Genomic DNA, 19848 nt, shown 5'->3' on the forward strand with positions numbered 1-19848 from the left:
ACGCGAGCAGAAGGTGAAGAGCAGTGGCTGACAACCAGATACTCGGTGACGTGTCCCTGCCCGGGATGCTGCAGGACATGGTGCTGGAGAGCTCCGACGTAAACGAGTTCCTCGACGGGCTGGCGAAGCTTGCCGCGGATGCGTTGTCCTCCGAGGACCGCGAGATGTTCTGCGGCATCACCCTCCTCCGGCCACGCTCGAAGGGCACGGTGGCGAGCAGCAGCGACCAGGCCCGGCTCATGGACGAGGTCCAGTACCAGTTCGACGACGGCCCCTGCCTCCGGGCCGCCCGCGAGGGCCAGGTCTATGTCGTGCCCGACTTCCGCAGCGAATTCCGCTTCGGTGACTACACCCGGGCCATCGCCGATCACGGGGTCCGCTCGGCGCTGGGCGTGCCGATCCCCCTCGACGGGCTCGCTGCCGCCGGACTGAACCTCTACTCGCCGCAACCGAACGCCTTCGACGAGGCGGACATCGCGGCGGCCGTGGAACTCGCCCGGGAGGCCTCCAAATCGCTCCGGATGGCCGTCCGCGTCGCGCACCTCTCGGACACGAGCGAACAGTTGAAGGCCGCGATGAATTCGCGCACCACGATCGACGTGGCCGCCGGCATCATCATGGGCCAGAACCGCTGCAGCCACGACACCGCCATGACCATCCTCAAGGCCGCCTCCAGCGGGCGGAACAAGAAGCTCGCCGATGTCGCGGCGGCCGTCGTCACGTCCATCGGCCAGCAGCTCCCCGAGACGCACTTCGAAGCCTGACCCCCGCTCGTGCGCCCGATCCTGACCGGAGTCGCCACACCGGCCGTCGTCGTGGACGGCGACGTGCTCGACCGCAACATCGCCGCCATGGCGCGTTGGACCCGAGAGCAGGGAATCGCCCTGCGGCCGCACGCGAAGACGCACAAGATCCCGGAGATCGCGCACCGGCAGCTCGCTGCAGGTGCCGTGGGCCTGACGGTCGCCACCATCGGCGAGGCGGAGGTCTTCACGGACAGCGGCATCCGCGACATCTTCATCGCCTATCCCCTGTGGGTCGATGACCGCGCCGCGCGGAGGCTGCTCGCCCTCACCGAGCACGCACGGGTGGCTGTGGGTGTGGATTCGGCGGAGGGCGCTCGCCAGCTGGGCCGAACACTCGGCCCCGCTGCCGCGAGGGTCCCGGTCCGCGTCGAAGTGGACTGCGGCCACCACCGCAGCGGGGCGCTGCCGTCGGAAGCGGTCGGCGTCGCGCAGGCCGCCGGGTCCGCCGGCCTGAAGGTCGACGGGATCTTCACGTTTCCCGGTCATAGCTACGGACCGGGGGCGGCCGGCCCGGCGGTGGCGGATGAGGAGGCAGCTTTGGCTGCGGCCGCCGCTTCGCTGCGGACCGCCGGTTTCCACGACCTCACGGTCAGCGGAGGGTCGACGCCGTCGTCGGTCCTGTCCGTCGGCGGCACCCTGACCGAACTGCGTCCGGGTGTCTACGTCTTCGGCGACGCACAGCAGTGGGAATTCGGACACTGCCGTCCCGAAGACATCGCGCTGACGGTCGAGAGCACGGTCGTGAGCCATCGACGCGGGGCGGCCGGGGAGCGTGACCACCTCATCGTCGACGCCGGCAGCAAGGTCCTCGGCAGCGACCGTGCCGCCTGGGCCTCGGGGTTCGGGCGGCTCCTCGACCACCCGGGAGCCAGGATCGTCGCGCTGTCCGAGCACCACGCCACCGTTCAGTGGCCCGGCGGGGAGGTTCTTCCACCGCTGGGGACCCGGCTGCGGGTCGTCCCGAACCATGTCTGCCTGACCGTCAACCTCGTGGACGAGGTGCAGGTGGTGCGCGACGGCGTCGTGGAGGAGTGCTGGGGTGTCGCGGCGCGGGGCCGGAACGGCTGAGGCTCCCTCCTCGTGGTTCGGGGTGCTGCGGTATAGTCGCAGCTGTTCCAGATTTCAGCTATGGGTCGGTCGACGGCCGGTGACAGCAACGGTTCTCGGTGTGCCGGCCGGCCATGTACTGGAGCTGGAATACCCAGTCCATCGGCCGGCTCGAACGCCTGGTCCCGGCCCTAGAACATCGGGCTCGTCCGGCGCGTGAACGGGATGGGGCCGTGGCCAAGGGGGTCGGCGGTGTGGGCGCTGCACACTTCTCATCGGCGCCGGATGCTCGGCGCCCGGTGGTGGAGCGCGGAGTGGACGGCCCGATTCGGCATACTGCTGTTCGTGGGCGCAGCTTCGGCGGGCTACTTCTATAACCTCACCTTCGTGCAGCTGGGGTTGACCGACCTTGGTACACGCGTCGTCGGGCTCCCGGAGGACCGCGTTGCGCGCCTGATGGCCCTGCTGGCAGGGCTGACGCTGCTTGTGGCGCTGGGCACGGGAATGGCGATGCACCTCCGCCGCTGGAGTGGGGTCTTCGTGATCAAGCTGCGGTTGCTGTCCGTCGTCGTGGTGCTGCAGACGGCGCTCACCGCCCTGGCTCCGGGGTTGCGCGATGAAGCCTCGCTCGTGGGCTGGGTCGTGGCCGCCTCGGTGGTGCTGGGCTGTGGGGTGCCGTCCATGTTCGGGCTGACCTGCGACCTGGTCCCGGTTCGTCACCGCGGCACTGTCGCTGCCGCGGTGACCTCGGCGGCATTCCTGCCCGCAGCCGTATTCTCGTCGGACTGGCGGATTGAGCAGTTCGCCGCGCAGCTCCTGTGGCTGATGGTCCCGGGTGCTGCAGGCCTCGCGCTCCTGGCATTTGCGCCCCTGCCGGTGACCGCGGAGCTGGCCCGGCAGCACCAGCTCCGCCGTTACGGAGCCGGGCGGTTCGTGCGGGACCGCGTCGGGGTCACGGGATGGCCGGGCCGGAACTTCACCCTGGCCCTGGTGCTGATGTTCAGTGTGTATTTCGTGGACAGCCTCGGGTTCCTGCGCATCGTGGACACGCCCGTCTACATCGGCTCGGCCTGGCACTCGACGGATCCGCGCATCCTCTGGGCCATCGGCCTCACCCACGTGCTCGCGGCCGTGGCCACCGGCATCCTCTATCCGGCCTTGGGGCTGCGGGCCCTGCTGGCCTGGATCTTCGGACTGTTCGCCCTGGCCCAGGTCGGCTACGTCCTGCATGCGCTGACCACCCCGGAGCTGCCCGCGACCCTGGGGATGCCCCTGCTCTACGCGGTGGCGGTGAGTATCTACACCGTCGTGAACTTCGCGCTCTGGGCGGATTTCTCAACCCCCGAGACCATCGCCCGCAACTCTGCACTGGGCGTGGGCGTCTCCGGATGGCTCGCGACCTTCCTCAGCACCTCTCTGTCGCTGGCATTGCGCTCAGGGGGCGTGCCGTTCGCCGAGCACCTGCGGCTGGTGTCGGCGATCAGCATCGCCCTGTTGTGTGTCGTCCTGGTCCTGTTGGTCCTGCCCTCCGGCAACCGGCGGGCGACGCAGGAGGAGCGAGGATGACCGCCCGCGCCGCACTGAGGCCGGGGGTGTCGCTCCTCCTGGGAGTGATGATCGCGTGTGTGATCACCGGGTGTGGGCCCCAGGATCAGGCCGGGCGTTACTCGTTCACCCTGTTCACGCAGGGCCGCCATGATCTCTCCGGGAACGAGTCCCTGGTCGGGGACACCGTGGTGGTCGGAGGGTCCATGACGCTCGGGTCTGCTGCCGAGCATCATGGATCCATCACGGTGCTCGACGGCGAGGCCCGCCTGGAGGGCACGGTCACCGGGGATGTCCTCATCCTTGGCGGCACGGTGACTCTCGGGGAGACTGCCGTGGTCACCGGTGACCTCAGCGCCTCCGGCGGGGAGATGATCCGGGCGCCGGGCGCGGTGGTGCAGGGGCGGATCGTGGAGGAAGGCACACCTGCGGGCGTACTCGGTGGGGCGTCCACGCCCGCTTCCCCTGCCGAGCGTGCCCTGCGGGCTTCGGTTTCCGTGCTGGCTGCGGCGGCCCTCGCCTGGCTGCTCACCCGGCTGGTGCCAGGCCCGGTCCGCCGCGTGGCCGCGGCCGCAGCCGGGTTCCCCCTGGTCAGCGGCGCCCTCGGCACGCTGGTGCTCATCACGGTCCTGCCCCTGGTCGTGGCAATGGCTTTCACCCTCTTCCTGATCCCGCTGGCGGCCGTCGTCCTCATCCTGTCCGGGGTGAGTCTTCTCTTTGGGGCTGTCGGCCTGGGCCTGGTTCTGGGTGGACGCCTTGCACGGCGAACCGGCAGGCAGTGGCCGGCCCCACGGGCAGCGGCGCTGGGTGCGGCCCTGGTGGTTGCGTCCCTGCAACTCCTGGGGCTGGTGCCGGTTGTCGGTGTCCTCGCAGCGGCAGTGATGGCCGTGGTGGCCACCGGAGCGGTGGTCCTCACCGGCTTCGGGCTGCGCCGGTACGCACCACCGGATGACAGCCTGGATGATCCGGAAGGCGGGGGCGGATGAACATGGCGAGGGGTATCTCCGGTGCGGGCTCCATGACGACCTCTCGCCGTCCGGCCCTGCGCCCATGGTGGTTCCTGGCCATCACCCTCGGATGGAGCTGGACGTTCTGGTGGTTCGCCGCATGGTCCGGCGGGAGCTGGGCTGATCCGCTGCCCTTCGCGCTCTTCGTCCTCGGCGGGAGCGGGCCGCTCCTGTCCGCGGCGCTGCTGCTACGGGTAGCCGGCCGCGGGCAGACGGAACGCGACTTCTGGCGGCGCGTGTTCGATGTCCGCCGGGTCCGGCCGCACTGGTGGGTCCTTGTCGCGGTCGTGGCGCTCCTGCCCTCCGTCCTCGGACGGGCAGTCATGGGCGGTGAAGGCCCGTGGCTCGCGCCCGGGGCCGCGCTCGTGCTGGTCACCGCTGTTGTCGCCGGAGTCCTTGAGGAACCGGGGTGGCGCGGGTACGCCCTGGATGCGCTCAGCGACCGGCACGGTGCGGTGGCAGCAGCCGCGATCGTGGGCGCCGTTTGGGCGCTGTGGCACCTGCCGCTGTTCTTCCTCGTCGGCTCCTACCAGCACGGACTGGGTCGGTGGTCGACGGGTTTCTGGTTGTTCATGGTGGTCCTTCTCGCGCTGTCCTTCGTGTACGCGGCGGTCTACTTCGCCACCGGGCGCAGCATCCTCGCTGTGGTGGTGCTCCACGCTGCGGCCAACGCGGCCGGAGAGCTCGTCTCCGTCTCGGGGCAACGGTCCGCCGAAGCGCTCGTGACTCTGGCCATGGCCGCCGTGGCGATCCTCCTGCTTCCACGGCAGGTGCGGCGAGGGCGCACGCCGATGTCGGGCAGACCGTCCAGGTAGGCTCCGGCGGCTGCTGCCCCCACGTTCGGGGAGGACCGCCGGCGGCTCAGTCCCGGTCGACGGGCCAGCAGATCTCGGTCCGCCACTTCGTGGGATCCGGCTCGGCGTCCGGGCCACTGAGGTAGCTTTCCCACATCACAGATCCGGACGTCAGCTTCGCGTCGCTGAAGTAGCGGTCCAGCTCCGCATACGTGTCCGTCATCGTGTCGTACGGGCCGGTGTGGGTGGCCTCGACGACGGTCCCTGCCGGCAGGGTCCCCGACACCACGTTCCCGGCGGGCGCGATGGCCGCGGCGACGGGGAAGCCCGCTTCGACGTCGACTACGGCGCCCGGCCGGCCGTAGTACTTCCCGAAGGGGGCCCCGGTGGGGTGCACGCCCTGGGCCCGCAACGCCGCCAGAGTGTCCCGGTAGGCGCGGGAGAAGAACCCGGGCAGCTCGGTCATCGGCACCTGCTCGCGGACGCCCGCCGTTGGTTGCTCACTGTGCTGGATCATCTGGATGGTCGTCATGGACCAACCCTCGTCGCACCGGCGGGGGCCGCCCAGTGTCGAAGGTCCCGATCGGTCGGGACACTCGGGACTGCGAGGCCCCTCACGGCGTCCAGCCGAGGAACGTGCCGCCGGCCCACATCACGGCGAACCAGGTGGCCACCGCCACCACCGGCACGAGAAGGAGCCAATACGACTGGAGCAGCGCCAGCTTCACGCCGATGCGCGTGAGGATCAGCCACCAGGCGAGGAACAACGCCACAGCCCACAGCGGGGCGAGGAGGCCACTCGTCACATAGAAATACCCGGCCACGAGCTGCGCGACTGCCGCAATCACGGCAGCCGCCCCATAAAGCACGAAGCCACCGCCGTGCTTGCGAGCCGACTCGGGGTAGCGCACACCCTCAGTCTATTCGGGCCCCGGAAAGGAGGCCCGCCCTGATGGAAGGGTTCTACTGGTCGACGGCGGCGCCGATCGGCTCGAGGACGACGTCGGGGAAGTCCTTCCTGAAGTGCCCCACCTTCCACTTGTCGCCGAAGACCGCCACGACCTCGCCGTCGGCGCGGAACATGATCTCTCCGCCCCGGAAGGTCTGGGGGACGCCCTCGCTCTCCGGAGCCACGCGCATGGCCAGCGTGTAGGGGAGGTTGTCCAGCGACGTCGGTGCGTTGAACTCCGTGCCGAGCCGCTGTGCGGCGACCTCGAACTGCAGGGCTCCGACGGCGGCGAGCACGGGCGCCTGGTCGCCACGGAGATCCGAGCGCAGCACCTGCACCACGCCCTCGTGCTCGAGCTGCTCGATGCCGCGGCGGAACTGCTTGTACCGGCCGGGATCCTTGGCCCGCGCGACGGCGAAGAGCTCGGGTGAGAAGCGCGGGATGTCGGGGAACTGGACGGGCTGCTCGGCGAAGAGGCTGTCGCCCACGCGGAGGCTGGTCGCATTGACGAGCCCGACGACGTCGCCCGGCCAGGCGGTGTCCACCACCTCGCGGCTGCGGCCCAGGACGCGGTGCGCGTACTTAGTGGCGAAGGGCTTGCCGGTGCGCTGGTTCGTGATGACCATGCCGCGCTCGAACGTGCCCGAGCAGATGCGCAGGTACGCGATGTGGTCGCGGTGCGCGCTGTCCTGGCCGGCCTGGACCTTGAAGACGAAACCGGACATCGGTGCGTCGATCGGCCTCGGTTCGTCCTCCTTGGAAGGGCGCGGGGTCGGCGAGGGAGCGACGTCCACGAGGATGTCGAGGAGCTGCGAGACGCCGAAGTTCTTCGCCGCGGCAGCGAACAGGACGGGTGTCTGGCGGGCGGCCTCGAACTCCTCGCGGTCGAAGGAGCCGTTCGAGGATTCGACGAGGCCGGACTCCTCGCGGGCGTCCAGCCAGGCGCCGGCGTCGCGGGGATCGAGGGCGTCGATGTCGATCTCGGTCTCGGCCGCGGCCTGTGCGCCCGCTTCGACGGCCTCGAGGGCGATGGCGCGCTCCGCCCGCAGGTCCAGCAGTCCCTGGAAGTCGCCTGCGATCCCGGCGGGCCAGGTCAGCGGGACCGGCGTCATGCCGGTGCGCTCGCCGACGTCGTCGATCAGGCCGAGGGCGTCCAGGCCGGGGCGGTCCCACTTGTTGATGACCGTGATGATCGGGATGTTGCGCGCCTTGCAGACGGCCAGGAGCTTCACGGTCTGCGGTTCGAAGCCCTTCGCGGCGTCGATGAGCATGACGGCGGAATCGACGGCGGCGAGGACGCGGTAGGTGTCCTCGGAGAAGTCGGCGTGGCCGGGGGTGTCCACGACGTTGAGGACGGTATCGCGGTAGGTCAGCTGCAGTGCCGCGGAGCTGATGGAGATGCCGCGTTCCTGCTCGATGCCCATCCAGTCCGACACGGTGGCGTGTCGGCTCGACTTGCCGTGCGTGACACCGGCGTCCTGGATGGCGCGCGCGAGGAGGGCAAGCGCCTCCGTGAGGGTCGACTTGCCGGCGTCGGGGTGGGAGATGACGGCGAAGGTACGACGGCGTCCGGCCTCGCGGCGGATCGCGTCGGCGTCGAGGACGGGGGATTCGGTTAACAGGGCCACACACCCATTGTCCCCGATCCAGGTGGGGCACCTGCCGGGGCGGCCGGTTGTTCGCTGTGCGCGTGGGCGCCGGGCATGCGGAGGGCGAGCGTGACGGTGCGGTGGGCCAGGTCGGAGATGCGGGAGTTGTCGTAGCCGAAGACTGCTGATCGGGTGCGATCCTGCAGGGGCCTGATGAAGTGTTCGGGCAGTACCGCGGCGCCCAGGACGGTTCCCGCGACGGCGCCTGCGGTGGCTCCGTTCGAGTCGGTGTCCCAGCCACCCTGAACGGTGAGGCCGACCGTCGCGGCGTACTCGCCGTCCCCCCACAGGAGGCCGGCCGCGATGACGGCCGCGTTGTTGACCGCATGGACCCAGCTGTAGTGCCCGTGGCGGTGCTGGATGTCCTGGAGGGCTTCGTCCCAGGATGTCCCCTGCCGATGCAGGTCCCGGACCAGGCGGAGGGCCTCGGCCAGCCTGGAGCGCGCCGGCACGTAGTTGAGTGATTGCTCGAACGCCTCGGCGACGGTGGTGGCCGTGGCAGCGCAGGAAAGGAGGGCGGCCGACCACATCTCACCGTAGATGCCGTTGGCCCGGTGGGAGAGGGTCGCATCGCTATAGGCGGTGAGGACGGCCTGCTCCGGGCGCCCGGGCCGGACCCAGCCATGGGCGTCGCCACGGATGAGGGCTCCGATCCATTCGCGGTAGGGATTGCGGGTGTCTCCGACGCGGTCGACGGGCACATTCCGGAGGAGGTTGACGTAGGCGGCCCGCTCGGCTGTGTACACCCGGAGGTATGGGATGTACGCCAGCCAGGTACCAGCCACGTCGGCGGCTGTCAGGCCGGCGCCGTGTCGCTCGAGCAGATGCAGACCGAGGATGGAGTAATCGATGTCGTCGTCCCGGTCGGAGCCTTCGACCCTTCCCCGTGTGGTGTTGACCCAGTTCTCCACGAGGCGATAGCCGTCCGGCATCGGGTCCATCGCCGGCACGTAGTCCCGGAGGGGGTACGAATCGGTCAGCTCGAGATAGGAGCGGATCCGGCCCGTGGTCCAGTAGTCCCCGTTCTCGATGGGCTTACCGAGATTGCACCCGGCGATGCGGCCCAGCCATCCACCCAGGATCCGATCGTGCAGTCCGGGGCGGGTGGTGCTGGTCGGATGGGGCGCCGCCGGCATGCTGTCCAGGATGTCGTGCAGGGCGCTGGGCTCCTCGTAGTTCCAGGTGCCGGTCCGCGGAAGGTCCGCCAGCTCGGCGAGGAGGCTCTCCAGTGCCTCCCGGTCGTGGGGATCCGCGCCTGCCAGTCGTCCGGCCGGCGCACTGATGTCATGACCGGTTTCGCCGAGTTGCCGCAGTTCGTCCGAGACGAGGTCGAGGACGTCGAGTGGATCATGCATGGAAACCCTTTCGTCGCGCCGCATGTGCGTGGCGGCGGCGTCTGGGATCAACATGTTCAGGAGTACCAGAACCACCCCGGTGGTTCCCATCCTTCGGGGACGCCGTGGCCGCTGTATTGCTCGCACTTCGTGCAGGTGTAGTTGACGCTCGGGGGAACCACTTCGCCGGTGGGAAGTGTGCGGGCAGGAATGAAATCTTCGTATGCCAGGTACTGATCGGTTCCACAGGTAGTGCAGGAAGGCACGTCGACAGATATCAGTGTTGAAGCCATAAAGCTCACCTCGTTTGATTTGAGCAGATTCTGCACAAAGGGGCGTTCGGTGCGGTAGTGCCGGGATCGCAATCTGCTGACCACAGTATGTACGCTCTTTTCGCCTCGGCCTATAGGTAGTGCAATGGGTAGAAAGCAGGTAGTGCGATGCGATAAATAGGTTGGGCATGACTGTTGGTGTGGGATATAAATTCCTCCCCGCAACCCTTTTCGTCGCCGATATATCTCATTCATCTAGCGAAATGCTGCGTGAATCCTTTATCTGCTAGAAAGATAGGCAACACGGAAGGCTAATGGTTGGTCCGATGTCTGCACGTGCTCGGCACGGCGTGAAGCGCAATGCCCAACAAGGGGGCAGCACTGGAGGAAGCAGCGATATACAGTGCACGTAGTGTCCCCCGGTCCTTCCAACGGGCGCCCATCCTCGGGTCCCGGAGGCGGGACGGGAGGCACTGGTCCTTCGTTTGCCGGAGGACCCCGTTCTCGAGATCAGGGGATTCCATGGATCCGGCTTTGTCCGCTGTGCGTGATCAGGTGTTCCGGCGCAACCCCGGTGAGACGGAATTCCATCAGGCCGTGATCGAGGTGTTCGACTCGCTGGGCCCGGTGCTGCTGAAACACCCCGAGTTCGTGGACGCGGCGGTGCTGGAGCGGCTCTGCGAACCAGAGCGGCAGATCATCTTCCGTGTCCCGTGGATCGATGACGGGGGGACCGTGCAGATCAACCGGGGCTTCCGGGTGGAATTCAATTCCGCCCTGGGACCTTTCAAGGGTGGCCTGCGGTTCCACCCGTCGGTGTACCTGGGGATCGTGAAGTTCCTGGGCTTCGAACAGGTCTTCAAGAATTCGCTCACCGGGATGCCGATCGGCGGGGGCAAGGGCGGTTCGGACTTCGATCCCAAGGGCAGGTCCGATGCAGAGGTGATGCGATTCTGCCAGTCCTTCATGACGGAGCTGTACCGGCACATCGGCGAATACACCGATGTGCCGGCGGGTGATATCGGGGTCGGCGGAAGGGAGATCGGCTACCTGTTCGGGCAGTACAAGCGGATCACCAACAGGTACGAGTCGGGGGTGCTGACCGGGAAGGGCATCAGCTGGGGCGGATCCCTCGTGCGTCCTGAAGCGACCGGCTACGGCGCAGTCCTGTTCGCGCGCGAAATGCTTCTGACCAAGGGCCTCGGGTTCGAGGGACAAAGGGTCATCGTCTCCGGCTCCGGGAACGTGGCGGTTCATGCCATCGCGAAGGCCCAACACTTCGGCGCGACCGTCGTGGCCTGTTCTGATTCCTCCGGTTACGTCGTGGACGAGGCCGGCATCGACGTCGACCTCCTGCGTGAGGTGAAGGAGATCGAGCGCGGGCGGATTTCCGAGTACGCGCACCGGCGAGGGTCAGGCGCCCATTTCGTGGCGGACGGCTCGATCTGGGACGTAGGGGCGACGGTCGCGCTGCCCTGTGCCACACAGAACGAACTCGGCGAAGCCGCTGCCGGGTCACTCGTCCGTTCGGGGGTGCTCGCCGTTGCTGAAGGAGCGAACATGCCCTGCACTCCGGAGGCGGTGGAGGTCTTCCAGCAGGCAGGGGTCCTCTTCGGTCCGGGCAAGGCGGCGAACGCCGGTGGTGTGGCCACCTCCGCGCTGGAGATGCAGCAGAACGCCAGCCGTGATTCCTGGTCCTTCGAGCACACGGAGGAGCGCCTCATGGAGATCATGGTCGGCATCCATCACCGGTGCGCGGCTACGGCTGAGGAATACGGAATGCCAGGGAACTATGTGGCCGGTGCGAATATCAGCGGCTTCGTGAAGGTCGCGGACGCCATGCTCGCACTCGGAGTCGTGTGAACAGCCCCCGCCACCGACGGATCGGTGGTCGGGGCCACAGCCAGGAAAGGAGGGGCTGATGGTGCCTACCATCGGCTTTCATGCCTCGCATGAGCAGATTTCGCCCGCGCGGCTCCTGAGGGATGTCCGGTCGGCCGCGTCGGTGGGGTTCGAGGCGGCCATGTGCTCGGATCATTTCGAACCGTGGTCCCTCACGCAGGGACACGCAGGATTCGCCTGGGCGTGGCTCGGTGCGGCGCTTGCCAGCACCGATCTTCGAATCGGCGTGGTCACCGCCCCGGGCCAGCGGTACCACCCTGCTATCACGGCCCAGGCCTCCGCCACCCTGGCCGGCATGTTCCCGGGACGTTTCTGGATGGCTCTGGGCAGCGGCCAGAACATGAACGAACACATCACCGGCGACCCCTGGCCGGACAAGAAAGTGAGGCAACAACGCCTCGAGGAGTGCGTGCAGGTCATCCGGCGCCTGCACGCGGGGGAGGAAGTCACCCACCAGGGGTTGGTGACGGTGGACAGGGCCCGCTTGTGGGACCTGCCCGAAACGCCACCGCCCCTTCTGGGTCCGGTGATGTCGGTCGAGACCGCACGTCGGGCTGCAACCTGGGCCGACGGCCTGATCACGACCAATCAACCTCCTGAGCGGCTCAAGGAACTCCTCGGCGCCTACCGGGAGGAAGGGGGCACCGGCCCGGCGGTCCTGCAGGTTCACCTCAGCTGGGCGGCGACGGAGAACGAGGCCGCGTCGATCGCCATGCACCAGTGGCGCACGAACTCCGTCGGACCTCCTGCGGCGTGGGACATCGCCACAGCGCTGGAGTTCGATGAGTACGCCGAACAGGAGCGGGTCTCCGTGGAGCAGGTGGGCGGGACGGTCAATATCTCCGCCGATACGGGACAGCATGCCCAGTGGCTCCATGAGTACGCGGAACTGGGCTTCGACGAGCTGTATCTCCACCACGTCGGTCAGGACCAGCGCGCCTTCATCGAGGCCTTCGGCGCGGACGTCCTGCCGCAGGTCCGCGACACCTGACGGCGACGTCGGTCCCTGGTCGTCCTGACACCGCCAAGGGGGGAACCTGGCCACGGGCCGCTGCGCGCTGTGGCACGCTTGGAGCAGGGCCAGAAGGAGCAACGGTCGCGACGCCTCGAAAAGGGCGCCACCTGGTGGGGGACCCCACAGGACGGTGGCATCGCGGACTCCTGCCCGCACAGGTGTGGATTGACCATCGAAGGAGTTTCATCGTGCCGTATCGCAGCAAGGAACTACTCCAGCAGTGGGTCGAGGAGTACGCCGGGGCGGGCGAAGGATCGCCGGGTGTGATCGAAGTCCTGACGCATGACGAGGGTGCAGGGGCGGATACCGGGCTGGTCGTGATGCGGATGGGTGATCTGCCCTCGGACGTCTACCTCCACCCGGTGGGTCCCGGCGCCCCAGACTGGACGGTGAACTTCGGGCCACGCGAGCGTGATCTCACGATGACTGCCCGGAAGCTCCGGGGTCTTGCGCAGGAACTCACCAAGGCTGCGGCGCTGTGCGAGTTCTTCGAAGCGAAGTCGGTGCAGCACGACCTCGACTCCGGCCGCGCATCCGCCTGAGAAACCCCTGCCGCCGTCGCCCTCAGCGGCGGGCCGCAGCTCCGTCCGGTAGCGTCGTCCTGCTCCGCAGGCTCCATGCTGCCAGCGCCGAGGCGCCGACCATGAGCAGCGCGGCGATCCCGGAGGTCACGGTCACCCCGCTGTCGAAGGCGGAGAACGCCGAATCCCGCAGGAGGGATGCGCTGCTCGGACCGAGGTGCGTGGCGACCTCGACGGCGCCGCCGAGGGTCTCGGTGGAGGTGTCCGCCTGGGCGCTGCTGAGGCCTGCGGGGAGCATCAGGTTGCGCTGGTAGGACGCGAGCAGGATGCTGCCGAGCACGGCCGTGCCGAGTACGGAGCCCACCTCGTAGGCCGTCTCGGAGACGGCGGACGCCGCACCCGCCTTCGCGGCAGGCACGGTGGACAGGATCAGGTCGTTCGAGACGGTCTCGGACGCACCCACGCCGACCCCGAGGACGACGAAGGCGACCATCAGGAAACCTGCGGACCCACCCTCGCCCAACAAGGCGATCATCCCGTAGGCGGCCGCCGAGAAGAGCAGCGACACCGAGACGACGACGTGCGGTGCCAGGCGGCGGGCGAGCGGGACGACGGCGAGGCCGGCGACGATCGTCACCAACAGGCCCGGCAGCAGGACGAGCCCGGCATCGAGCGGGCTGTAGCCGAGGACCAGCTGCAGATGCTGCGAGACGAAGAACAGGAACCCGACGAGCGAGAAGATCGCCAGCAGGTTGACCAGGACCGCGCCGGTGAAGGCACGCACGGTGAACAGGCGGACGTCGAGCATGGGATCACGCCGCCGGAGCTGGCGCACCACGAACACCGTTCCTGACGCGAGCCCGATGAACGCGGCCGTCACCGAGACGAGCAGCGGCCCGCCCTTGGCGAGGTTCTTGATCGCGTAGACGACCGGCAGCATGGTCGCGATGGACAGGACGATACTGGCGTAATCGACGCGCCCAGGGTTCGCGTCCCGGGACTCGGGGACCACGGCGGGGGTCAGCGCGAGCATCAGCACGAGGACGGGCACCGCGAGGAGGAACACGGAGCCCCACCAGAAGTGCTCGAGGAGTGCGCCGCCGAGCAGGGGGCCGAGGGCGGCACCGGCCGAGAAGCCCGCGGCCCAGACGGCGATGGCGATCCGGCGCTGATTCCTGTCCGTGAAGATGTTGCGGATGAGTGACAGCGTCGAGGGCATGAGCATGGCGCCGAAGACGCCGAGGCCCACACGGGACGCCACGAGGAATCCGGCGGTCGGGGCGAAGGCCGCCGCGACGGAGAACAGGGCGAAGCCTGCCGCGCCGATCATGAGCAGGCGGCGCCGGCCGAAGCGGTCACCGAAACTGCCCATCGCCACGAGGAGTCCGGCGAGGACCAGGGGGTAGCTGTCCACGATCCAGAGCAGCATGGTGCCGCTCGTGGCGAAGTGGCGCGAGATCTCCGGCAGCGCGAAGCTCAGCACGGTGTTGTCGACCGAGACCAGCAGCACCGGCAGCATCAGCACGGCAAGGGCGAACCATTCGCGCCGACCGGCAAGGGAGACGGGGGAGGAGGAGGCGGCACGCGGGTTCACCCCGGATACACGTGCAGAGGAGGAAGGTGAAGAGGTCATGCCTCCAAGCTATACCGTCCAGCCGGTACAGTACAACAAACGTGACCGGTATCATCAGGGGGTGTCCAGTTCCCGCGAGCGCATCCTCGACAGCTTCGAAAACGCGCTGATCCGCGACGGCGAGAGGGCCGCCACCATGGAGGCCGTCGCTGCCGCCGCCGAGGTCTCGAAGGGCGGCCTGCTGTACCACTTCCCCTCCAAGGAAGCACTCGTGGAAGGCCTTGCGGAGCGGCTCCAGGGCCTCGCCGACAAGGACCGCGAGTCCATGACCTCGGCTCCGGACGGGGCGGCGCGCTACTACATCCGGACGTCGGTTTTCGAGGACAGTGCGCTGGACCGGGCCCTCGTCTCGATGGCCCGCCTCGCGCAGCAGGGCCACCCGATCGCGAAGGCCTCCCTCGGGGACATCCAGGACCGGTGGCTGGACGCCCTGGAACATCAGCTGGGGGACCGGACCACGGCGCGCGCCATCAAGCTGCTCGGCGACGGGCTCTACTACGACGCCGCGTTCTTCGCCGCAGCCGGCTCCGAGCGCACCAGCCGCGCGGAGATCGACGAACTGCTCGACGTCGTCGACCTGATCGTCGCCGGACGCGGACATGCCGCCGGAGCCTCCTAGCGGTCCCTGCAGGTGCCGAAGGGGTGCGAACGGGTCCGGTGCAGCCGCCGTTCACTAGAGTGGTCCGTGCAGTTCCATCCGGCAGGACCATCGAGCAGGGGACCATCACGTGATCAAGGGTTTCAGGGACTTCATCCTGCGCGGCAACGTCGTCGAACTGGCGATCGCGGTGGTGATCGGCAGCGCCTTCACGGCGCTCGTCGGGGCGTTCACGGCGAACATCGTCAACCCGGTCATCGCCTCGGCGGGTGGCATCGACGCCGTGGGCCTCGGTTTCCGCATCCGTCCCGGCAATGATGCGACGTTCGTCGACATCGGCGCCGTGATCACGGCGGCGGTGACCTTCCTCATCACCGCGGCGGTCGTCTACTTCCTGTTCGTGGTGCCGATGAACCGCGCCAACGCCCGCCTGCGCGCCCTCGCCGCCCCCCAGGAGCAGCAGGAGCGGCCCATCCCCGTGGACACCGCCCTGCTCACCGAGATGCGCGACCTCCTGAAGGAGTTGGCCGCCCGGGACGTCCGGCAGTGAGTACGCAGGAGAGCGACGCTACCGCCGCGTGTCCGCCAGATCCGACGTGGACGGTCCTTCGAGCAGTTTTCCGTCCGCGGAGAAGCGCGAGCCGTGCAGCGGGCAGTCCCAGGACCGCTCGGCGTCGTTCCAGTTGAGGATGCCGCGCAGGTGCGGGCACACCGCCGAGACGCGGTGCTGCACGCCGTCGACCGTGCAGACGCCGATGGGCCGCGCGCCCTCGCGGATGACGCGCCCTTCGCCTTCAGCCGGTGCGGATGTGCCGGTCTTCGCCAGGCCGGACAGCCACCCGGACACCATCTCCATCCCGACGACGGCGTTCGCCTGCGCCGTCTGCAGCGCGTCCGCCGGGCTGACCTTCGTCCGGTAGAGCGTCTGGGCCCAGGGCATGTTGCCTCCGAGGATCTCGCCGGAGAGGGCCAGGGACGCCGCCACCGCATTGGTCATGCCCCACTTGTTGTAGCCCGTCGCGGCGTAGATGTGCCCGCCACCGGCCGGGACCTTGCCCACGTAGGGGACCGCTGCGGCCGGCGCGTAGTCCTGGGCGGACCAGGCATAGGCGGGCCGCGCCGTCGGGAAGTACTCCTGCGCCCAGCGCGTGAGGTCGTCCACCTTGGCCTGCGTGTTCGAGCTGTGGCCGGTCTTGTGCCCGTTCCCGCCCACGATCAGGTACTTCGTGCCGTCGACGACGGCGGTGCGGAGCGACCGCGTGGGGGAGTCGGCGCTGAGGTACATGTCCTCCGGGACGTCGTCCTGGACCGTCAGGGCGACACAGTACGAGCGCATGGGCTGCAGGACGGCGAAATAGCCGCCGCGGTCGAGGATGGGGATGCCGGTGGCGAGCACTACGTTCGAGGCCGTCACCGCTCCAGCGCTGGTCCTCAGCTCGACGCCGTCGGACCCGGTCTTCGCGACCCCCTCCACACGGACGCCTTCGATCAGCGAGCCGCCGTGCCGCCGGAACTCCGAGGCCAGTCCGGCCAGGACCTCGAGCGGGTGGAACTGCGCCTGGTCCTTCAGGCGCAGCGTCTTCCGCACGGGGAAGGGCAGTGTCGCCGCGTTGCCGAGCTCGGTGTCCAGGCCGGCCTCGACACAGGCCTCATGCTCCGAGGCGAGCTTGCGTGCACCGGTGTCGGTGGTCGCGTAGTCGACGGCGTCCCGTCGTTCGTAGCCGATGCCGTGCTCGTCGCAGAAGCGCAACAGCCAGCTCTGGCCCTCGCGGTTGCCGGTCACGTAGGCACGCGCGAGCTCGGTGTCGTGGTGCTTGAGGATGGTCGAGATGCTGGTGCCCTGGAGGAGCGAGAGCTTGGCCGTGGTGTTGCCGGTCGTCACCGCTCCGGCGGTCCGCGCCTCGAGGATCGCCACCCGGTGGCCGGCCCGGGCCAGCAGGAGAGCCGTCGTCAGGCCCGTCAGTCCGGCCCCCACCACCACGGAGTCGTACGCGGCGCCGTCCTGCAGCGTATCGGACGGGATGTGCGGGGCGGTGTCGAGCCAGAGAGATCTCATGGTGGTCCCTTCAGGAGCCGGTCGGTCATCCCACGCAACCACTAAGCCTGCTTACAGTCAAGGGCTCCGCGCCCTGTCGGAGGCGGGCGCTAGGGTGGCGCCCGACGATCGTCTCCTCCAGGAAGGCACCTGCCGTGCACGTCCAGCTCGTCCTCCCGCACCAGCTCTTCGAGGAGCACCTCGGGGCCTCCCCTGACACCCACTTCGTGTTCCTGGAGGACGACCTCCTGTTCCGCAGCCTCCGGTTCCACCAGCAGAAACTCGTGCTGCACCGCGCCTCCCTGACCCTCTTCGCACGCCGGGTCGAGGCCGCGGGGTTCTCGGTGGACTATGTGGAGACGTCGGCGGAGTCCACCAGCCAGGAACGGCTCGCGGAGCTCCTCTCGGACCGTGGAGCCACGGTCGTGACCTACTACGACGTCGTCGACGACTGGCTCGAGCGGCGGCTCAAGCGCACCCTCGCCGACGCCGGCGTGGAGGGGCGCGTCCTCGAGACCCCGCAGTTCCTCACCCCGCGCGACCTGCTCGCCACCTACTTCTCGTCGCACAACTGGCGCATGCAGAGCTTCTACGAGTGGCAGCGCAAGCGGCTGGGCGTCCTGGTGGAGCGCGACGGTTCCCCGCAGGGCGGGAAATGGAGCTTCGACGCGGACAACCGCAGGAGGCTGCCGAGGAAGCTCGCCCTGCCGGACCCGCCCGAGTTCGAACGGCCGCCGGCCGTGGCGGACGCCATCGCCTGGGTGCAGGCCGCCTTCCCGGACAACCCGGGCAACGCCGAGTCCTTCAACTGGCCGGTCACGCACCGGCAGGCCTTCGAGGCGCTGGAGGTCTTCCTGACGGAGCGTTTCGAGCTCTTCGGACCGTACGAGGACTCGATCGCCGAGGGCCGGATCTACCTGTTCCACTCCGCCCTGAGCTCCAGCATGAACACCGGCCTCCTGAGCCCTGCCGACGTCGTGGACCTCGCCCTGGACTTCGCGGAACGCCACGGTACGCCGATCAACAGCGTGGAGGGGTTCATCCGCCAGGTGATCGGGTGGCGGGAGTACATGCGGGCGTCCTACGTGCTGCGCGGCAGGGAGATGCGGACCGGCAACACGCTGGGCCTCACCGCGGACCTCGACCAGCGGTGGTGGACCGGGCAGACAGGCCTCGAACCCGTGGACTCCGTGATCACCCGTGTCCTCGACACGGCCTACGCCCACCACATCGAGCGCCTCATGGTGCTCGGCAACGCGGCACTGCTGATGCGCGCGAAGCCCGATGCCGTCTACGAGTGGTTCATGGAGATGTTCATCGACGCCTACGACTGGGTCATGGTGCCCAATGTGTACGCCATGAGCCAGTACGCGGCCGGCAGCATGATCACCACCAAGCCCTATGTGAGCGGCAGCAACTACATCAGGAAGATGAGCGACTTCAAGGACGGTCCCTGGCGCTTCAGCTGGGACGCCCTCTACTGGGAGTTCGTGGGCGACCACCGGGAACTGTTCGCACGCAATCCGAGGTCCCGCATGAGCGTGGTGCTGTTCGACCGCATGGATGCCGGGCGGCGTGCGGAGCTGCGGCACGAGGCCGCGCGGTGGCTCGCGGACGGTGGGCGGACGGCGGCGGAAGCGCCGCAAGCCGTGCCGAGGATGCCGGTGACGGAGGCCACGTTGCCCGGCCTATAGTCTTCAATCATGGAACAACGAACCCTTGGAAGAACCGGCCGTCCCGTCTCCGTCGTCGGCCTCGGCACCTGGCAGCTCGGCTCGGACTGGGGTGAAGTGGAGGACAAGGACGCCATCGCCGTCCTCGATGCCGCCGTCGAAGCCGGCGTCACCTTCTTCGACACGGCGGATGTGTACGGCGACGGCCGGAGCGAGGCGACCATCGGGTCCTTCCTCGCCGACAATCCGGACCTCGACATCTTCGTGGGCACGAAGATGGGCCGCCGCGTCGACCAGACCCCCGAGAACTACTCGCTGGCCAACTTCCGCCAGTGGATCGACCGCTCGCGGACGAACCTCGGCGTCGATGCCCTCGACCTCGTCCAGCTGCACTGCCCGCCGACGGCCGTCTACAGCTCCGACGAGGTCTACGACGCCCTCGACACCCTGGTCGGCGACGGCGTCATCAAGAACTACGGCGTCAGCGTCGAGCGCACCGACGAGGCGCTGGCGGCGATCGCCCGCGGGAACACAGCGAGCGTCCAGATCATCCTCAACGCCTTCCGCCTCAAGCCGCTCGACGAGGTCCTGCCGGCCGCGACAGCGGCGGGCGTGGGCATCATCGCGCGTGTGCCCCTCGCTTCCGGACTGCTCTCGGGCAAGTACACGAAGGACACCGCGTTCGCCGAGAACGACCACCGGAACTACAACCGGAACGGTGACGCGTTCGACGTCGGCGAGACCTTCTCCGGCGTGGACTACGAGACCGGCCTGCAGGCGGCGCTGGACTTCGCCGACCTCGTCCCGGAGGGCGTGACCACGGCACAGGCCGCGCTCGCCTGGATCATCGCGCAGGACGGCGTCAGCACGGTCATCCCCGGAGCGCGCAATCCGGAACAGGCGAGGGCCAACGCCGCGGCCGCCGATCACACCGGCCTGGGAGCCGAGATCAGCACCGCCGTCGCCGGTATCTACGACCGCTACTTCAGGGCCACCGTCCACCCCAAGTGGTGACCTGCCGTACGGAACCCGCCCCGCTGCGGCGGGTTCCGTATGTCAGCGACCTCG

General features: G+C 68.6%; 18 protein-coding genes. 12 read left to right on the forward strand and 6 right to left on the reverse strand.

Going from position 1 to position 19848, the window contains the following annotated elements; translation table 11 throughout:
• Positions 1-23: 23 nt before the first annotated feature.
• The 5 genes from ACIQCY_RS00210 (at position 24) to ACIQCY_RS00230 (ending at position 5220) form a co-directional block, all read left to right on the forward strand.
• Entirely contained in the window at positions 24-764 is a 741-nt protein-coding gene (locus ACIQCY_RS00210) for an ANTAR domain-containing protein (protein WP_400481872.1), read from the forward strand.
• Positions 765-773: 9 nt separating this feature from the next.
• Positions 774-1874, forward strand: coding sequence for an alanine racemase (locus ACIQCY_RS00215; RefSeq protein ID WP_400481873.1), 1101 nt, complete (start codon positions 774-776; stop codon positions 1872-1874).
• 324 nt (positions 1875-2198) lie between these two features.
• Entirely contained in the window at positions 2199-3419 is a 1221-nt protein-coding gene (locus ACIQCY_RS00220; protein WP_400481874.1) for a hypothetical protein, read from the forward strand.
• A complete protein-coding gene (locus tag ACIQCY_RS00225; RefSeq protein WP_400481875.1) occupies positions 3416-4384 on the forward strand; it encodes a hypothetical protein in 969 nt (322 codons plus the stop codon). The genes ACIQCY_RS00220 and ACIQCY_RS00225 overlap by 4 nt, the downstream gene beginning before the upstream one ends.
• Positions 4381-5220 (forward strand): type II CAAX prenyl endopeptidase Rce1 family protein, encoded by an 840-nt coding sequence (locus ACIQCY_RS00230; protein ID WP_400481876.1) that lies wholly within the window; start codon positions 4381-4383, stop codon positions 5218-5220. Before ACIQCY_RS00225 ends, ACIQCY_RS00230 begins: the two co-directional genes overlap by 4 nt.
• A gap of 46 nt (positions 5221-5266) precedes the next feature.
• On the opposite strand, the gene ACIQCY_RS00235 is transcribed toward ACIQCY_RS00230, so the two are convergent.
• The 4 genes from ACIQCY_RS00235 to ACIQCY_RS00250 form a co-directional block, all read right to left on the reverse strand.
• Positions 5267-5731 carry a GyrI-like domain-containing protein gene (locus ACIQCY_RS00235; protein ID WP_400481877.1) on the reverse strand — a complete coding sequence of 155 codons (465 nt, stop codon included), beginning with the start codon at positions 5729-5731 and terminating at the stop codon, positions 5267-5269.
• Between the two features lie 82 nt (positions 5732-5813).
• Complete coding sequence (locus ACIQCY_RS00240; protein ID WP_400481878.1) at positions 5814-6110, reverse strand: hypothetical protein; 297 nt, start codon at positions 6108-6110, stop codon at positions 5814-5816.
• Between the two features lie 52 nt (positions 6111-6162).
• Positions 6163-7776: a peptide chain release factor 3 gene (locus ACIQCY_RS00245; RefSeq protein ID WP_400481879.1), complete on the reverse strand. Its 1614-nt coding sequence runs from the start codon at positions 7774-7776 to the stop codon at positions 6163-6165.
• A complete protein-coding gene (locus ACIQCY_RS00250) occupies positions 7764-9152 on the reverse strand; it encodes an ADP-ribosylglycohydrolase family protein (protein WP_400481880.1) in 1389 nt (462 codons plus the stop codon). Before ACIQCY_RS00250 ends, ACIQCY_RS00245 begins: the two co-directional genes overlap by 13 nt.
• A 773-nt stretch (positions 9153-9925) precedes the next feature.
• Here ACIQCY_RS00250 and gdhA point away from each other — a divergent pair.
• The 3 genes from gdhA to ACIQCY_RS00265 all read left to right on the forward strand — a co-directional run bounded on the left by gdhA (position 9926) and on the right by ACIQCY_RS00265 (position 12862).
• Entirely contained in the window at positions 9926-11266 is a 1341-nt protein-coding gene (gene gdhA, locus ACIQCY_RS00255; RefSeq protein WP_400481881.1) for an NADP-specific glutamate dehydrogenase, read from the forward strand.
• 61 nt (positions 11267-11327) lie between these two features.
• Positions 11328-12296 (forward strand): TIGR03885 family FMN-dependent LLM class oxidoreductase, encoded by a 969-nt coding sequence (locus ACIQCY_RS00260; protein WP_400482421.1) that lies wholly within the window; start codon positions 11328-11330, stop codon positions 12294-12296.
• Between the two features lie 212 nt (positions 12297-12508).
• The gene (locus tag ACIQCY_RS00265) at positions 12509-12862 is read left to right on the forward strand and encodes a hypothetical protein (protein ID WP_400481882.1); all 354 of its coding nucleotides are present in this window, start codon (positions 12509-12511) and stop codon (positions 12860-12862) included.
• 22 nt (positions 12863-12884) lie between these two features.
• Here the strand turns inward: ACIQCY_RS00265 and ACIQCY_RS00270 are convergent, their stop codons facing one another.
• Complete coding sequence (locus tag ACIQCY_RS00270; protein ID WP_400481883.1) at positions 12885-14474, reverse strand: MFS transporter; 1590 nt, start codon at positions 14472-14474, stop codon at positions 12885-12887.
• Between the two features lie 61 nt (positions 14475-14535).
• Here ACIQCY_RS00270 and ACIQCY_RS00275 point away from each other — a divergent pair, with 61 nt between their 5' ends.
• Both ACIQCY_RS00275 and mscL read left to right on the forward strand, forming a co-directional pair.
• A complete protein-coding gene (locus tag ACIQCY_RS00275) occupies positions 14536-15093 on the forward strand; it encodes a TetR family transcriptional regulator (protein ID WP_400481884.1) in 558 nt (185 codons plus the stop codon).
• Between the two features lie 109 nt (positions 15094-15202).
• Complete coding sequence (gene mscL, locus ACIQCY_RS00280) at positions 15203-15622, forward strand: large conductance mechanosensitive channel protein MscL (RefSeq protein WP_400481885.1); 420 nt, start codon at positions 15203-15205, stop codon at positions 15620-15622.
• A gap of 18 nt (positions 15623-15640) precedes the next feature.
• On the opposite strand, the gene ACIQCY_RS00285 is transcribed toward mscL, so the two are convergent.
• Entirely contained in the window at positions 15641-17128 is a 1488-nt protein-coding gene (locus ACIQCY_RS00285) for an FAD-dependent oxidoreductase (RefSeq protein ID WP_400481886.1), read from the reverse strand.
• A gap of 134 nt (positions 17129-17262) precedes the next feature.
• Here ACIQCY_RS00285 and ACIQCY_RS00290 point away from each other — a divergent pair, with 134 nt between their 5' ends.
• Positions 17263-18801, forward strand: coding sequence for a cryptochrome/photolyase family protein (locus tag ACIQCY_RS00290; protein ID WP_400481887.1), 1539 nt, complete (start codon positions 17263-17265; stop codon positions 18799-18801).
• 9 nt (positions 18802-18810) lie between these two features.
• Complete coding sequence (locus ACIQCY_RS00295; protein ID WP_400481888.1) at positions 18811-19794, forward strand: aldo/keto reductase; 984 nt, start codon at positions 18811-18813, stop codon at positions 19792-19794.
• Positions 19795-19848 lie beyond the last annotated feature (54 nt).

It is taken from the genome of Arthrobacter sp. NPDC092385 (genome assembly GCF_044755105.1).
Taxonomy (GTDB): domain Bacteria; phylum Actinomycetota; class Actinomycetes; order Actinomycetales; family Micrococcaceae; genus Arthrobacter_D.

Excerpts from the sequence above, each read along its gene's own strand:
- ACIQCY_RS00285 (WP_400481886.1), bottom strand. The coding sequence starts at position 17,128 with ATGAGATCTCTCTGGCTCGACACCGCCCCGCACATCCCGTCCGATACG.
- ACIQCY_RS00295 (WP_400481888.1), top strand. The coding sequence starts at position 18,811 with ATGGAACAACGAACCCTTGGAAGAACCGGCCGTCCCGTCTCCGTCGTC.
- ACIQCY_RS00270 (WP_400481883.1), bottom strand. The coding sequence starts at position 14,474 with ATGACCTCTTCACCTTCCTCCTCTGCACGTGTATCCGGGGTGAACCCG.
- gdhA (WP_400481881.1), top strand. The coding sequence starts at position 9,926 with ATGGATCCGGCTTTGTCCGCTGTGCGTGATCAGGTGTTCCGGCGCAAC.
- ACIQCY_RS00230 (WP_400481876.1), top strand. The coding sequence starts at position 4,381 with ATGAACATGGCGAGGGGTATCTCCGGTGCGGGCTCCATGACGACCTCT.
- ACIQCY_RS00225 (WP_400481875.1), top strand. The coding sequence starts at position 3,416 with ATGACCGCCCGCGCCGCACTGAGGCCGGGGGTGTCGCTCCTCCTGGGA.
- ACIQCY_RS00250 (WP_400481880.1), bottom strand. The coding sequence starts at position 9,152 with ATGCATGATCCACTCGACGTCCTCGACCTCGTCTCGGACGAACTGCGG.
- ACIQCY_RS00235 (WP_400481877.1), bottom strand. The coding sequence starts at position 5,731 with ATGACGACCATCCAGATGATCCAGCACAGTGAGCAACCAACGGCGGGC.